Source organism: Aggregatilinea sp., assembly GCF_036822615.1.
GTDB lineage: Bacteria > Chloroflexota > Anaerolineae > Aggregatilineales > Aggregatilineaceae > Aggregatilinea.
In genome coordinates, this window is the sequence record NZ_DAISHJ010000006.1 from 61724 (window position 1) to 76228 (window position 14505).

General features: G+C 62.0%; 14 protein-coding genes. 6 read left to right on the top strand and 8 right to left on the bottom strand.

Annotation, left to right across the window (positions count from 1 at the left end):
- Positions 1-183: 183 nt before the first annotated feature.
- The 5 genes from V7116_RS03685 (at position 184) to phoU (ending at position 5625) form a co-directional block, all read left to right on the top strand.
- Complete coding sequence (locus tag V7116_RS03685) at positions 184-1278, top strand: PstS family phosphate ABC transporter substrate-binding protein (RefSeq protein WP_324390534.1); 1095 nt, start codon at positions 184-186, stop codon at positions 1276-1278.
- A gap of 171 nt (positions 1279-1449) precedes the next feature.
- Entirely contained in the window at positions 1450-2439 is a 990-nt protein-coding gene (gene pstC / locus V7116_RS03690) for a phosphate ABC transporter permease subunit PstC (protein WP_324390535.1), read from the top strand.
- A gap of 29 nt (positions 2440-2468) precedes the next feature.
- The gene (gene pstA / locus V7116_RS03695) at positions 2469-4133 is read left to right on the top strand and encodes a phosphate ABC transporter permease PstA (protein ID WP_324390536.1); all 1665 of its coding nucleotides are present in this window, start codon (positions 2469-2471) and stop codon (positions 4131-4133) included.
- A complete protein-coding gene (gene pstB, locus V7116_RS03700) occupies positions 4130-4921 on the top strand; it encodes a phosphate ABC transporter ATP-binding protein PstB (protein WP_324390537.1) in 792 nt (263 codons plus the stop codon). The genes pstA and pstB overlap by 4 nt, the downstream gene beginning before the upstream one ends.
- Positions 4922-4941: 20 nt before the next feature.
- Positions 4942-5625: a phosphate signaling complex protein PhoU gene (phoU, locus tag V7116_RS03705; protein ID WP_324390538.1), complete on the top strand. Its 684-nt coding sequence runs from the start codon at positions 4942-4944 to the stop codon at positions 5623-5625.
- 306 nt (positions 5626-5931) lie between these two features.
- Here phoU and V7116_RS03710 read toward each other — a convergent pair whose 3' ends face one another.
- The gene (locus tag V7116_RS03710) at positions 5932-7122 is read right to left on the bottom strand and encodes a L,D-transpeptidase family protein (RefSeq protein ID WP_324390539.1); all 1191 of its coding nucleotides are present in this window, start codon (positions 7120-7122) and stop codon (positions 5932-5934) included.
- Between the two features lie 363 nt (positions 7123-7485).
- Between V7116_RS03710 and V7116_RS03715 the strand changes: the two genes are divergently transcribed.
- A complete protein-coding gene (locus tag V7116_RS03715) occupies positions 7486-8940 on the top strand; it encodes an NAD(P)-dependent oxidoreductase (protein WP_324390540.1) in 1455 nt (484 codons plus the stop codon).
- A 161-nt stretch (positions 8941-9101) separates the two neighbouring features.
- Here the strand turns inward: V7116_RS03715 and V7116_RS03720 are convergent, their stop codons facing one another.
- From V7116_RS03720 to V7116_RS03750, 7 genes are all read right to left on the bottom strand, one after another.
- Entirely contained in the window at positions 9102-9488 is a 387-nt protein-coding gene (locus V7116_RS03720) for a response regulator transcription factor (protein WP_324390541.1), read from the bottom strand.
- A gap of 139 nt (positions 9489-9627) precedes the next feature.
- Positions 9628-9927: a hypothetical protein gene (locus tag V7116_RS03725; RefSeq protein ID WP_324390542.1), complete on the bottom strand. Its 300-nt coding sequence runs from the start codon at positions 9925-9927 to the stop codon at positions 9628-9630.
- A 126-nt stretch (positions 9928-10053) separates the two neighbouring features.
- On the bottom strand, positions 10054-10200 hold the full coding sequence (locus tag V7116_RS03730) for a hypothetical protein (RefSeq protein WP_324390543.1): 147 nt from the start codon (positions 10198-10200) through the stop codon (positions 10054-10056).
- Positions 10201-10277: 77 nt separating this feature from the next.
- Entirely contained in the window at positions 10278-10436 is a 159-nt protein-coding gene (locus V7116_RS03735; RefSeq protein ID WP_324390544.1) for a hypothetical protein, read from the bottom strand.
- Positions 10437-10514: 78 nt separating this feature from the next.
- Complete coding sequence (locus V7116_RS03740; RefSeq protein ID WP_324390544.1) at positions 10515-10673, bottom strand: hypothetical protein; 159 nt, start codon at positions 10671-10673, stop codon at positions 10515-10517.
- Positions 10674-10751: 78 nt separating this feature from the next.
- Entirely contained in the window at positions 10752-10910 is a 159-nt protein-coding gene (locus tag V7116_RS03745; RefSeq protein ID WP_324390544.1) for a hypothetical protein, read from the bottom strand.
- Positions 10911-11292: 382 nt separating this feature from the next.
- Positions 11293-14454, bottom strand: coding sequence for a tetratricopeptide repeat protein (locus tag V7116_RS03750; RefSeq protein ID WP_324390545.1), 3162 nt, complete (start codon positions 14452-14454; stop codon positions 11293-11295).
- Between the last annotated feature and the right edge of the window lie 51 nt (positions 14455-14505).

Consider the following 14505-nt stretch of genomic DNA (forward strand, 5'->3'; position numbering starts at 1 on the left):
CCTCAATCCCGCCGTGCACGGGCAGGTTCAGGCGGCCTACGATTTAAGGATCTTTAAAGCGATTGGCCTCACCCTTTAACCTCGAATTACTTGTTGCTTTATCTCCCCCGCTTAAGATGTCTCCGGTATAAGCATGATAAACGTTTCATCCCACGACAACCGCTGAGACGCGGAGGAGAACATATGCAGCACAATCGTACCTTCTGGAAGAAAATGATTGCCTTTGGCCTCGTGGCATCCATGTCGCTGCCCATGGCGGGCGCTTTCGCACAGACCGACGAACCCACCGAGGAACCCACCGAAGTCGCACCGATCGAACTCGAAGCAGTCGATCCCCTGAGCGTCACCGGCGACATCGCGATCGCGGGCAGCTCGACGGTCGAGCCGGTCACCGTGGCGATGGCCGCGCGCTTCAACGACGACGGTTTCACCGGCAACATCGCCGTGGCCGAGACCGGCACGGGCGCGGGCTTCGAGCGCTTCTGCGGTGAAGGCTCGACGGATATCAGCAACGCCAGCCGTCCGATCAAGGACAGCGAACTGGAAAACTGCACCGCCATTGGCCGTTCGGTCCTTGCCTTCCAGATCGGCATCGACGCTCTGACCGTGGCCGTCAGCCAGGACAGCCCCGTCAGCGAACTGACCCACAGCCAGCTCATCGACATCTTCACCGGCGCAGTGACGACCTGGGACCAGGTCAACCCCGAATGGCCCGCCGAAACGATCCAGCTCTTCACGCCCGGCACCGACAGCGGTACGTTCGACTTCTTCGGTGAGGCCGTGCTCGGCACCAAGGGCGCGTACGCCGACGGCGCCGCCCGCACCGACGCGCTGCTTGCGCCCAACCCCACCACCAGCGAGAACGACAACACCCTGGTCGAAGGTATTCAGGGCAGCCCCTACGCCATCGGCTACTTCGGCTTCGCGTACTACGTTGAGAACGCCGACACGCTCAAGGCCGTCTCCATCGCGGACGACGTGAGCTGGGACGACGACGGCAACGTGACCGCCATCCCCGCCGACCAGTGGGAAGCTGAAGAAATCGCCTACATCACGCCGGACGCCGAGACCGCCGAAAGCGGCGAATACATGCTCAGCCGCCCGCTGTTCATCTACTCGGCTTCCGAAATCCTGGCCGAGAAGCCCCAGGTGGCCGCGTTCATCAGCTACTACCTGAGCAATGCGCCGGAAGTGGTGACCGAAGTCGGTTACTTCCCGGTGAGCACCGAAACGCTGAACGCCAGCAAGCAGGCCTTCCTGGACGCGACGGCGCAATAACAAGGCTTTTGCCTGACCCAGATTTCACGGGCGACACGGGACGGGATGCACTCTCGTCCCTATCGCCTTGTCTGGGCCAGGCGCTGTTTTTGACCGGAAGATACGAAAACGTGCTTGTTGCATACCTCTCCGTCTCAGTTAGAGAGTCAGGGTTACCGGCAAGGAGTATGAATGGATAACCAGGCAGCGGTCATTCGGGAGAAAGTCGGCGTCAGCGTCGCACGCGAAGACCGGCTCATGGGGCTGGGCAAGCGCCCACGGTTAAGCGAAAGCCTGATCCAGGGCTTCCTGTTCCTGTGCGGGTTCATCACCATCTTCACCACCATCGCCATCGTGGTGGTGCTGGGCCGGGAATCGATGCTGCTGCTGAGGAGCGAGTACGTCGATCAAAGCGGCGTGCACACCATCGACATCATCGACTTCTTCAACACAACGCAGTGGCAGCCGCACCGCTATCAGGTGGGCATCGCGCCGCTGGTGACCGCCACGCTGCTCAGCTCGGGGATCGCCATGCTGGTCGCGCTGCCGATGGGGCTTGGCTCCGCCATTTACCTCAGCGAATACGCCTCCGCCCGCGTGCGCAACACGTTGAAGCCCATTCTCGAAGTCCTGGCCGGGGTCCCGACCGTGGTGTACGGCTTCTTCGCGCTCCAGTTCATGACGCCCGTGCTCAAGGGCATCTTCGGCGGCGGAACCGTCGAGACGTTCAATATTATGTCCGCCGGGCTGGTGATGGGCATCATGATCCTGCCGCTGGTGGCGTCGATGAGCGAAGACGCGCTCAGCTCCGTGCCGCGCGCCCTGCGCGAAGCATCGTTCGGCCTGGGATCGACCAAGCTGGAAACGACCATCCGCGTGGTGGTCCCGGCGGGCATCTCCGGCATCATCGCGGCGTTCATCATCGCCATTTCGCGCGCCATCGGCGAGACGATGATCATGGCGATCGCGGCGGGCGCGCGCCCGAATCTGTCGCTGAACCCGTTCGAATCGGCCTGGACGATGACGGGCTACATCGCCAGCATCAGCGGCGGGGACCTGGGCTACGACACGCTGGACTACAACAGCATCTTCATCGTGGGCCTGTTCCTGTTCCTGATGACCCTGGGTTTGAATATTCTGAGCCGCGCCGTGGTGGCCCGGTTCCGCGAAGTTTACGAGTAACTTCCACTAGGTTATAAGGAAGACACGGTATGGATCGTGTTGCATTAGTTGCGGCGTTGTTTCTCAGCCTGTTGATCGGTGTGAACGGCAGTCTGCGGACGCCGCCGGTGTTCGCGCGCAAAGGCTATTCTCCCAGGCTTGGCGCGCTGGCCGGACTGTTGGCGGGGGTAGGCGGCGGCATGTTGGTCGCCGTGCTGCTGCTGGCCGTGGTAGGGAACGGAACCGTCGGTGCGCTGGGCAGCATCGCGGGCGCGGTGATCGGATTGGCCGTGCTGTGGAACGCCCTGCCCGATCGGTTCGGCTCGCACGGCCCGCTACCTGAGGGCGAAGAACTGGCGCTGAACATCGAAGCGCGTCACGTCGGCGGCACAATTTCGCGCCGGTTGTTCACGGCGTCCGTCGTCGTGGCGCTGGTCGCGCTGGCGACGCTGCTGTGGACCATCGCCAACAAAACCATCGGCCTGACGGCGATGGAATACGCGATCAAGCCGAGCGAGCTGCTGCTCAACGGCGAACCGACGGGGCGAGAGGTCAGCGAGCTTTCGGAAAACGAGCTACAGCAGGTGCTGGCCGAAAATCAGCGTGTCGCCCGGCTGCGCGTGTACATTCTGCAAGACGTCGCGGGAGCGCCCCAGGACAACTGGTCGGCCCTCAGTTCGCAGTTGGTCAGCGACGTCCTCAGCAAGGGGCAGTATCCCGCCGAACTCGCGGATACGCCGCTTAACCAGATCGACGAAGCGCAGGCCGCCAGCATCCTGGCGACGGCACTGGACCGCGAGCAGCTTGAAAGCCTGATCATGGATGAAATCGTCCAGGCGCAGGTAACGGGCAGCTGGTCGCTGTGGGAATCACTGGCGGACCGCGACGGCATCGAAGCGGAAGTGGCCGACAAAACGCCCGACGCGACGCTCGAATGGCATTCGTGGCTGAACTGGGAGTTCATCAGCAGCCCGCTCGATCCGCGCCGTGCGGACGCAACGGGACTGCGCCCGGCGCTGTACGGCTCGCTGATGATCATCGCCATCACGATCCTGGTGGCGTTCCCGGTGGGCGTCGGCGCGGCGATTTACCTGGAAGAATACGCCAGCGCAAGCTGGATCAACCGTATCATCCAGACCAACATCGCCAATCTGGCAGGCGTGCCGTCGATCATCTACGGCATGTTGGGGCTGGCGATCTTCGTGCGCGCCATGGAATCGCTGACCAGCGGAAACATTTTCGGAAGCAACACCGCCAACGGGCGCACCGTCTTTTCGGCGGGCTTCACGCTGGCGCTGCTGATCCTGCCGCTGATCATCATCAACGCGCAGGAAGCGATCCGCGCCGTGCCGAACTCGCTGCGGCAGGCCAGCTACGGGCTGGGCGCGACCAAGTGGCAGACGATCTGGAACCACGTACTGCCCTACTCGCTGCCGGGCATCATGACCGGCACGATCCTCGCCATCTCGCGCGCGATCGGTGAAACCGCGCCGCTGATCCTGGTGGGCGCGGCGACGTACATCACCAAGGACCCCACCGGGCCGTTCTCGAACTTCACCGCGCTGCCGATGATCATCTACCGCTGGACAACTCTGCCGCAAACCGAGTTCCGCAACGCCGCCGCCGCCGCGATCGTCGTGCTGCTGGTGCTGCTGCTGACCATGAACTCGATTGCCGTTGTGCTGCGTAACCGCTTTAGCCGGAGATTGACATGAACTCAAGCACGAACAATGGCAAGTACGCCATTGAGATCCAGGACGTCAACATCTACTACGGCGATTTTCTGGCCGTGCGCGGCGTGAACATGCGCATCGAGCGCAACAAGATCACCGCGCTGATCGGCCCGTCGGGATGTGGCAAAAGCACCCTGCTGCGCTCGCTGAACCGCATGAACGAGCTGGTTCCCGGCGCGAACATCAAGGGCGAGGTGCTGTTCCACGGCCAGAATCTGTACGCCTCGGACGTGGACGCGGTCGAAGTGCGCCGCCGCATCGGTATGGTGTTCCAGAAGCCGAACCCGTTCCCCAAGTCGATCTTCGACAACGTAGCCTACGGGCCGCGCATCCTCGGCCTGAAGGATAAGGCCGCGCTGGAAGAGATCGTGGAGCGCAGCTTGAAGCGGGCGGCGCTGTGGGACGAAGTGAAAGACACGCTGAAGAAGTCCGGGTTGGCGCTTTCGGGCGGGCAGCAGCAGCGTCTGTGCATCGCGCGCGCGCTGGCCGTCGAGCCGGAAATCATCCTGATGGACGAGCCGTGCTCCGCGCTGGACCCCATCGCCACGCTGCGCATCGAGGAACTGATGCGCGAGCTGAAGGAAAATTACACCATCGTCATCGTGACGCACAACATGCAGCAGGCCGCACGCGTTTCCGACTACACCGCGTTCATGCTGTCCAACGAAACGCGCGCGGGCGAGCTGATCGAGTATGGGCTGACCGAAAAGATCTTCAACCGGCCCGACGACGCGCGCACCGAAGACTACATTACAGGCCGGTTCGGATAGCCTCAAGGGGAGCCACTGCCATGATCGATCCACAACTTCAGGCCCGAACGACCCTCGACCGGGAACTGGCGACGCTGCGCGACAACGTGCTGCGCCTCAGCTATATGGTGGATACCGCCATCGAGCGTTCGGTGCAGTCGCTCAAGGACCAGGACGCGGCCCTGGCGCAGCAGGTCATCGCGGACGACGAACCGATCAACCACATGCGCTACCAGATCGAAGAAGCGTGCTACCGCCTGCTGGCGATGCAGCAGCCGACCGCGCGCGACATGCGCTCGATTGTGACCGCGATTCACATCGTAGTGGAGCTGGAGCGCATCGGGGATCATGCGGCGGGCATCGCCAAGATCTCGATCGAGCTGGCGAAAGAGCCGATGCTCAAGCCGCTGATCGACGTGCCGCGTATGGCAGAAATCAGCCGGGAGATGATGCGCGCCAGCCTGAACGCCTACCTGGAATGGGATGCGGAGCAGGCGCGCCAGACGGCGCTGCGGGACAGCGAAGTCGACACGCTCGACGATCAGGTCTACCGCGAGCTGCTGTCCTTCATGCTGGAAGACGCGCACAACATCGCCCGCGCGACTCATCTGCTGTGGGTGTCGCACAACCTGGAACGTATCGCGGACCGCATCACGAATATCTGCGAGCGCGTGATCTTCATGGTCACCGGGCAGGTAAGCGAGATCGGCGATCACACCCATTAGACGACCTGTGGGTAAGCGGAAGAAACGCAAAACGACCGGTTGGGGAACCGGTCGTTTTGTGTTTACCTCAGATACTTCAGACGTACCGCTGTTCATAGGGGCGTATCGCAATACGCCCCTACAACTCCTCGATCTACGTCGCTTTTGTAGGGCAATTCATGAATTGCCCCTACCGGGCGGAACAAGCCCCGCCCCTGCGGATCGAGCGTTTTTATCTCTCCCAATGTCTGCATAAAAACATACGGGGGTGGATCGTAGGATCCGCCCCGTAACCCCTTCACAACCGGATGCTCGACCGGAAATGCGCTAAATCACCCGCACGGGCGTGCCGACTTCGGCCCACTCGAAGAACCACTTCGCCTCGGGGGTCGGCAGGTTGACGCAGCCGTGACTCATCGGGCGACCAAAGCTGTTGTGCCAGTACGTGCCGTGAATACCGTAGCCCTGGTAGAAGTACATGGTGTACGGCACCTGGGGCAAGTAGTAGCCCGGGCCGCTCATGTCGGTCGCCTCGTACTTCACGTAGACCTTATAGTCGCCCAGCACCGTCGGCGTATCGGGCAGTCCGGTCGAAACAAGATGCGTGTGCACCAACTGGCCGTTCTCGTACGCGTAGATACGTTGCTCGGACGTCGAGACGACGATCGACTTGCCGTTGGTCGCCGGCGGGGCGGGGGCCTGCGCCGCCGAGGGCGCATACTCGCCCGCCGCCGGGATGATCAGTTCCTGGCCGACGTACAGCAGGTCCGGGTCCGTGATGTTGTTCAGCGAGACGATATCTGCCGTCGTGACGCCGTAGTCGAGCGCGATAAGGGCCAATTCCTGCCCGGCTTCCACCACGTGCACGGTCGTCGCGCCGGTATAGGTCTGGGCCGGTTCTTCCGGTTCTTCCGGCGGCGCGACCTCGATCATGGGCAGATCCAGGGTGCCGTCCCCCAGCTCGCCGCGCAGATCGAGGCGCATACGGTCCAGCAGCACGGGCACGTCCAGCGCGCGGCCCGCCTGGGGCGAGTCGCCGCCCACAGCGGCGATGTTCGCCTGATCGCTGAGGTTGAACAGCCCCGTTTGCGCCTGGACCAGATCGACGGTGTACCACGGCGTCACGGCCTCACCCGGCGCGGCGCTTTCGGCCAGCTGCATCGTCACGTCGAGATCGATGTTGATGCCAAGCTCGGCCTGCGTGAGCGTCCAGGTGCGGCTGCCGTCCCGCGCGGTGACCGGCTGCGCGAGCAGCGTTCCGGCCAGCGCGCCGCGCGCCGACTCGATATCCATGCCGCCAATCTGCACACCCGCGACGGTCACGCCATCGGAGATCGTGATCTCGGAGCTGGACGCCGCGTAGAGGTAAATGCCCAGGCTCGCCAGTGCGCCAAACAGCGCGAACGCCACCGCGATGAGCACGCTCCACACCAGCCACGGGATCGGGCGGGTGCGGTGCGGGCGCGCGGGCTTCAGGTAGCGCGACGATGGCTGTGATGGCTTGGCGTAAGCGTGCATGGAAATGACTCTGCCCCCAGTTCTTATGATATGAACCAGTGTAGCGCGTTTGGGCCGGCGCGATGGGCGCGCGGCGCGTGCCCGGCCTACGTACGGCCTACGCTCCCTACGCGCCAACAATTTCTACGATACGCCTGATTTTAGGTTCGATCATCATCCATTCGGCGGATTGATGATACTAGACGCACGAGGCAGGCGATCTCACAATACTATTGGGTGTAACGGATACAACCTATTTGTGAAAAACATCACTTTTGTAACGAATTCACGCGACAAGTTGCACTAGGAGGGAAAGCGAGTCGAGACTACTGTTATAAAGAAATCGTCGGGTAAGCCTTCGAAGTCAAGGAAGGACTGTAGCGTATGTCCCAACACCGGGCCGAATTAGACATCGACCGTAAGGCGCGTGCATATGCGCCTGTATTGCCCGTCAGAAAACAAGACGCTGAAACGCGACTCGGGCACTTTGAAGAAATTTACCTGACCTACGAAGCGGAGATCGCCCGCGCGGAAGCGTCGCGCTGCATCCAGTGCCCCGACCCTGCGCCGTGTGTGCTCGGCTGCGCGATTGGAAACGACATCCCGACTGCGCTTCGACTGGTCGAAGAAGGTAATTTTATAGAAGCGGCAAATATATTCCGTCAAACCAGTCCCATGCCGGAAATCTGCTCCCGGGTGTGCCCGCAGGAGCGGCTGTGCGAAGGCTCGTGCACGCATGGCGGCGGTGTTAGTCTGCAACCTATCCAGATCGGCAAAATTGAAAAGTTTGTCATCGAATACCAGTATGCAACCGAGGGTATCCCGCTAGGCCAGGTCGATCCCGACACGGGCAAATCCGTTGCCGTGGTCGGCGGCGGTCCGGCAGGATTGGCCGCCGCTGAGCGCCTGCGCCGTCTGGGGCACGCGGTCACGGTCTACGACGCCAATCCCTACCCTGGCGGTCTGCTGCTGTACGGCATCCCGGCCTACAAGCTGCAAAAAGAACGGATCGTCAAGAAGGTCCAGCACCTCGAAGCGCTCGGCATCCGTTTTGTGACGCATACGCGCATCGGGCAGGACATCCCGCTTCAGAAGCTCGCGGACGAGTTCGACGCGGTGTTCATCGCAACCGGGGCCAGCGTCGATTCGGTCCCCAAGTGGGAAGGCGCGGATCTGCACGGCGTCTACACGGCGACCGAATACCTAATCCGGTCGAACGTGCCGGTAGACCTCCAGCCGCACGAGCTGGCGGAAAAGGGCCTGCCGGACGTCGGCCACCGCGTTTACGTGGTCGGCGGCGGCGACACGGCGATGGACTGCGTGCGGTCGTCGCTGCGGCTCCAGCATGCGCTGGATTATTCGCTCGACGTCACCTGCGCCTACCGCCGCACGGAAGCCGAAATGCCCGGCTGCAAGGCCGAGCGCGTCAACGCCCGCGAAGAGGGAGCCAAGTTCGAATGGCTCACCGCGCCGGTCCGCTTCGTCGGTGACGAGGAAGGCAACCTGACCGGAATCGAGTTCGTGCGCATGACGCTGGGCGAACCGGACGAGAGCGGGCGGCGGCGGCCCGTGCCGCTCAAGGGCTCGGAATTTGTGGCCCCCGCCGACACGGCGATCCTCGCGCTGGGCTACAACGCCGACCCACTGCTGGGCGAAACGACGCCCAACATGGCGACCGATCGTTGGGGTTTGATCCTCATCGATCAGGACACCGGCAAAACCAGTCTGCCGAACGTATGGGCGGGCGGCGACGCCGTCACCGGGCTGGAACTGGTCGGCACCGCCATCAAATCGGCGCAGAAGGCAGCGGATTCGATCGCGGAATTCCTCAAGGCGTGATCCACGCCAACGAGTACAGCCAAACAAAAAACGTGGCTCACAAAGCCACGTTTTTGTTTTGCCACAACATCTTGGGCCATGAAGTGATCACTGGCGATCACCAGCCGCATTCGTTCAGGCTGCCCTGCCGGATAACGGTGCCAGATCGGGAAACCGAACTCTCAACGACCGTTACGCGCCCGCGCATCGAGCAGGCTGCGAATCTGCGCCACCAGCTCGTGATAGACCGCTGTCTTCGAGACATACCCGTTCGCGCCAGCCTGCATCGCGCTGGCGACGCTGCGCGAATCGCTGCGGGCAGACAGCATGATGACAGGGGTAACCGTCGTTTGCGAGCGTGACCGGATATGCTCGCAGAGTTCGATTCCGTTCATGTCCGGCATCATAACATCCAGCACGATGACGCTGGGCGTAACCGAGTCAAGGTACTTCAGCGCCTCGTAAGCGCCATTGGCCTTCAGCACCGTGAATCCGTGTTTGCGCAGCATCACGTCTACGAGTGCCAGGATACCTGGGTCGTCGTCAACTACCATGATTAACTCGTTCATACGGCGCCTTCGTTTACAATTTTCACTTTTGGCCCTAAAGGTCACCAGGCCCGGTACACTTCTCCGGGCCTATCAGCGAACATGCAGTTATAAGACCGGGCGTATACGCCCAGGACAGGGTGGTCAAATGGGAGAGGAACTAGCTGCCCAGCGACACCAGTTTCTGCGCCAGTTCCGTCAGCGACGTGGCCTGGATGGCATGCAGCCAATTGCGCGTCTTTTCCGACAGCCCGAACGCTTCGAGCAGGTTGTCGTCGCGGTCATCCACCAAGCGCCGGCACACGTCTTCGTCGAGCAGCGCGATGCCCATCAGGCTATCGAGGCGAGCGCGCTCTTCCTTGCTCATCACGTATTCCCACCACGTACCCGTGCCAGAGAACCCGTGCCCCTGCGGCCACGGCAGAACATCCATCACCGGGGTCTGATCCATAAGCGCCATCGTCATTTACTCCTTGTATCCAATACAGCCTTCAAGCGGTGAACCCGCCGTTGATAATCTTGACCACGCCAAATCAATGTGATTGGCCTTCATCCTCAAACAAGTAACTTTCTTCTCTAAGTGTGATCAGCCACTACCACCGGGAGCCTGCCCCGCCAGGGCCGAACCGCCGGGAACCAGCGCGAGCGCGGTCAACGTTACGAACAGGATGGAGCGCGCGCGGCGCGGGTCAGAAGCCAGCCAGTTCATCGCCTGTAACAAACGGTAAGTCATTTCTTACACCTTTAACCTATTATAGATACCCGACTGATTAACTGTCCTAAGCACGCAGATCTTACAATGTTACCACGCTACGGGAGCGGGCTGCCGCTGCCGCCGGACGCCTGCCCAGCCAGGGCCGAGCCGCCGGGGACCAGCGCGAGCGCGGTCAACGCCACAAACAGGATGGTGCGCGCGCGGCGCGGATCGGAAGCCAACCAGGTCGTCGCCAACATCAGACGGTTTTTCATTTCCATGCTCCTCATGCGCGGCTGCGCAGTCTCATCCGGGTCAAAAGTCAATAAGTGTCGAGTAACGAAGCTGCTGCGCTACGGGAGCGGGCTGCCGCTGCCGCCGGACGCCTGCCCAGCCAGGGCCGAGCCGCCGGGGACCAGCGCGAGCGCGGTCAACGCCACAAACAGGATGGTGCGCGCGCGGCGCGGATCGGAAGCCAACCAGGTCGTCGCCAACATCAGACGGTTTTTCATTTCCATGCTCCTCATGCGCGGCTGCGCAGTCTCATCCGGGTCAAAAGTCAATAAGTGTCGAGTAACGAAGCTGCTGCGCTACGGGAGCGGGCTGCCGCTGCCGCCGGACGCCTGCCCAGCCAGGGCCGAGCCGCCGGGGACCAGCGCGAGCGCGGTCAACGCCACAAACAGGATGGTGCGCGCGCGGCGCGGATCGGAAGCCAGCCAGGTCGTCGCCAACATCAGACGGTTTTTCATTGCAGATCTCTCCTATGTATTGAGCATCAAGTGATGATGATTAGAGACAGAGTGAAAATTGAATAAACGTGCTCAGCGAGTACCGTTAAGGAAGCGGGCTGCCGCTGCCGCCGGATGCCTGCCCAGCCAGGGCTGATCCACCCGGAACCAGGGCGAGCGCAGTCAACGCCACGAATAAAACGGTACGAGCACGGCGAGGATCAGACGCGAACCACGTCGAAACGGAGAATAGACGCTGTTTCATGAGGGTTGCCCTCCACAGTTATCGTGTCAGAAATTTAATGATGTCTTTACGATAACGGGGGGTGCACAACAGAGTGCTTACCAGATCGTGGTAATAACAAAAAACCGCCAGAATTGGCGGTTTTGGCGGCGTTTGGATTCAGCCCAGCAGTGATTGGACCAGTTTGAGTGTTTCCGCCGTAGGTTCGACGGCGAGTTCTTCTTGCAGCAAAGTCTTCAATTCCTGGAACTGAACATGGACTTTGTTCTTCTCGCCGCTCTCAGCATAGCACAGCATGATGGCGCGGTGAATATCTTCGCGGAAGGGATCGACTTCGAGCGCCTGTTTGAACGTCGCCAGGGCTTCGCGCAGATCGCCGCGCGCGCGGGCGCACATCCCCAGGCCGATTAGTGCTTCGAGGTACAGCTCGTGATACGTCTCGCGGCGGGTATAGGCCCAGTCCGCGTCGAGCGCGGTCAGGAACTCGCCCCGGTACAGCGTGACGGCGCGCCGCCACAGATCTTCCGTGCGTGCATCGTGTGGAGAAAGCAGCCGCGCCTGCCGTGCGAGACCTTCCATCTCGTTCGCGTCGCACAGCACATCCAGCTCGGGATTGATGAAGTAGCGGTCATTCTCGAACAGCAGCGTATTTTCACCGACGGCCTGCCGCGCCCGGTAAAGCGTCGTGTGGAAATTGGAGCGCACGCGCTTGGTGGGGCTGTCCGGCCAGAAGATCAGGCTGATCTGTTCGCGCGTCTTCACGCCTTCAAACAGCAGGTAGAAAAACAGCTCTTTCGCGCTGGCGGCACGCCATTCGGACGGGGAGATCGTCCTGCCGTCACGTTCGACAGACTCCTGCCCCAGCGTCAGCACGCGCAGGCTGTACGTCTCGGGGCGCACGGCGGCGGGCGCGACCGCCGTGCTGTCCTGGCGCGTCTTGAGCTGCGCGTCCCGCAGCAGGTCGATGCGCCGCAGGAGGTCGGTATCGCGCTCGAACTGTCCCAGCACGTACTGGTGCAGCACCGGCACGTGCACGACTTCCGCGATCAACGGCTGCAAACTGCCGCCGTCGCGCGCGGTGGTGAGCGCGGTGCGCAGATAGTCCTGAGCCGCTTTCATATCTTCGGCCAGCAAAGCGACGTGCGCCGCCTGTCCAAGCACCTGGACCAGCTCGATCTTAATTCCCTGGCGTTTCAGGTCGTTGACGACCGCATGCAGGTTTTTCAGGGCGTCTTCAAGCTGGCCGGACTGCGCCCGCGCAGCCCAGAACGCGGCCTGTGCCAGCGCACGCTCCAGCGCGACATTGTGTGTTTCGGCCAGGGCGTTCGCTTCGTCAGCCAGCAGCAGCGCCTCGTAATACTTGCCACGCCAGCGCTGAAGATTCGATGCGCTGGCAAGTACGCTTGCGCGCAGGTGAGGCTCGCCGCCGCCGATCAGCTCCAGGGACTTGTTATAGAGCCGGATCGCGTCCTCAAAGTTGCCCTGGTCGCGCTGGAGATCGCCTAAACTCCAGCGCAAGTAGCTTTCGGCGCGCTTGTCAGGAACATGCGTGACGATGCGCAGCCCTTCCTGAAAGGTCACATAGGCCTGCTGGTAATCGCCAAGCTGGTGGTAGTGATAGCCCAGGTTGTTGAGCGCCAGCGCCAGCGCGCCCGCGCTGCCCAGCGACCGCCGCAGCGCTACGACCTCTTGCAAGCACGCGTTGGCTTCCTCACTGCGACCGAGGCGGGTATAGCCCATCTCAAGGTCTTGCAGCAGGTTGGTCAGCGCGTAAGCGTCCGCATAGGCTTTGAACAGCGGCAGCGCTTCTTCGAGTGACCGGACCGCCTCTTCCACGCGGCCCAAACGCACGGACGCAAAGCCGATGACACGCAGCGCCCGCCCGCGCAAATTCGACGGGCCGCGTGGCGCGTCTCGGAACGGCATCGCCTGCGAGATCGCCAGCTCGTACTGGCCGCGCTGCAAATTGATCATCGCACGCTGAAGCTGCACCTCAGCGATACCGACCTCATTTTCCGTCGTTGTGAAGCCCGTCTCCGCCTGATCCAGTTCCGCCTCCGCAAGCTGGTACGCGTAGCGGTCGGTATGGATCAGCGCGCAGGCATATGCCAGACGCGGCGTCACCACGCCTGTTTTGGCGATCGCGTTCTGCCACGTCAGCAGCGTCTCGACTTTGCCCTGCGTGAAGTACGAGCGGCTCACCTGCTCGGCGATCATCACCGCACGTTTGTACAGCCCGGCGTTGAGATAGTGCTCGAACGCCTCGTCGATGCGGTTGTTGTCCTCGAACCACCGCGCCGCCCGGGCATGCAGATCGTAATAGAGGTTCGGATTCGTCTCTTTGAGCTGGCGCTGGAGCAGCGTGCGAAACAGCCGATGATAGGTCAGGCCGTTCGCCACGCGCGAAATGAACAGATTGCGGCTCTGGACCTCGCTGATCCAGTGGGTGCTGTCACGCAAACCCAGCGCCGCCGTGCACAGATCGGGAGTCAGGCGTTCCAGCGTGGACGACGCCAGCAGGAAATCGCGCAGCGCGGGCGGCTGGGCGCGCAGCATGAGGCTCGCCAGCGCGTCGAACAGCCCTTCCGGCCCTTCGCCGCCGTTCAGCATCGCGTGCTCAAGATCGGCGGGCAGCGGGCGCAGCGCCAGGAATACCCCGGCGGGCCAGCCTTCCAGGCGCGAGGCCAGATCGTAGACCTCGGCGGGCGACGGCGACAGACCGAGCACTTCCCGCGCGAGGCTGTCGATCTCGGTCGGTGTGAACTTAAGCTGTTCCTGGCCGAGCGCCAGCACTTCGCGGCGAGCGATCATCTCGGTCAGGGGCAAGTCCGGCAGAATACGGCCAATCAGGACCATGTGGCAGTTTGCGGGCATCATCGACACCATCGCCCGCAGCCACGTTTCAGCGCCCGGCGCACCCGCCAGATACTGAATATCGTCGAGCACGTACACAAAGTCGTCGGTGACGGCATTGCGCACGTAATCCGCGATCAACCCGGACAGCTCGCCCGGCGTATATCCCACCGGATCGGCGGGGAGATCCTGAATCCCGGCAGCTACCGTTTCCAGGGCCGCGAGACTCTGCCGGTACAGATTCGGCACGTCGCGGTCCCGCTCTTCAATCGTCTGCCATGCCGCGACATAAGACGACTGGTATGCAAACTGCGCTACGATCGTTGACTTGCCATATCCCGGCGGTGCGCAAACCAGTGTGAGCTTATGATCGCCAACCGCTTGCAAGCGCTCAAGCAGAACAGGACGCTGAATAACACCTGAGAAGTGGGGGATATGCGCAGCGCGTTGGAGGATTGTCGAGGCCATCACGCAAATTCCAACTTGGACGCTTGGTCTATCACCTTCGGATGTCCCACT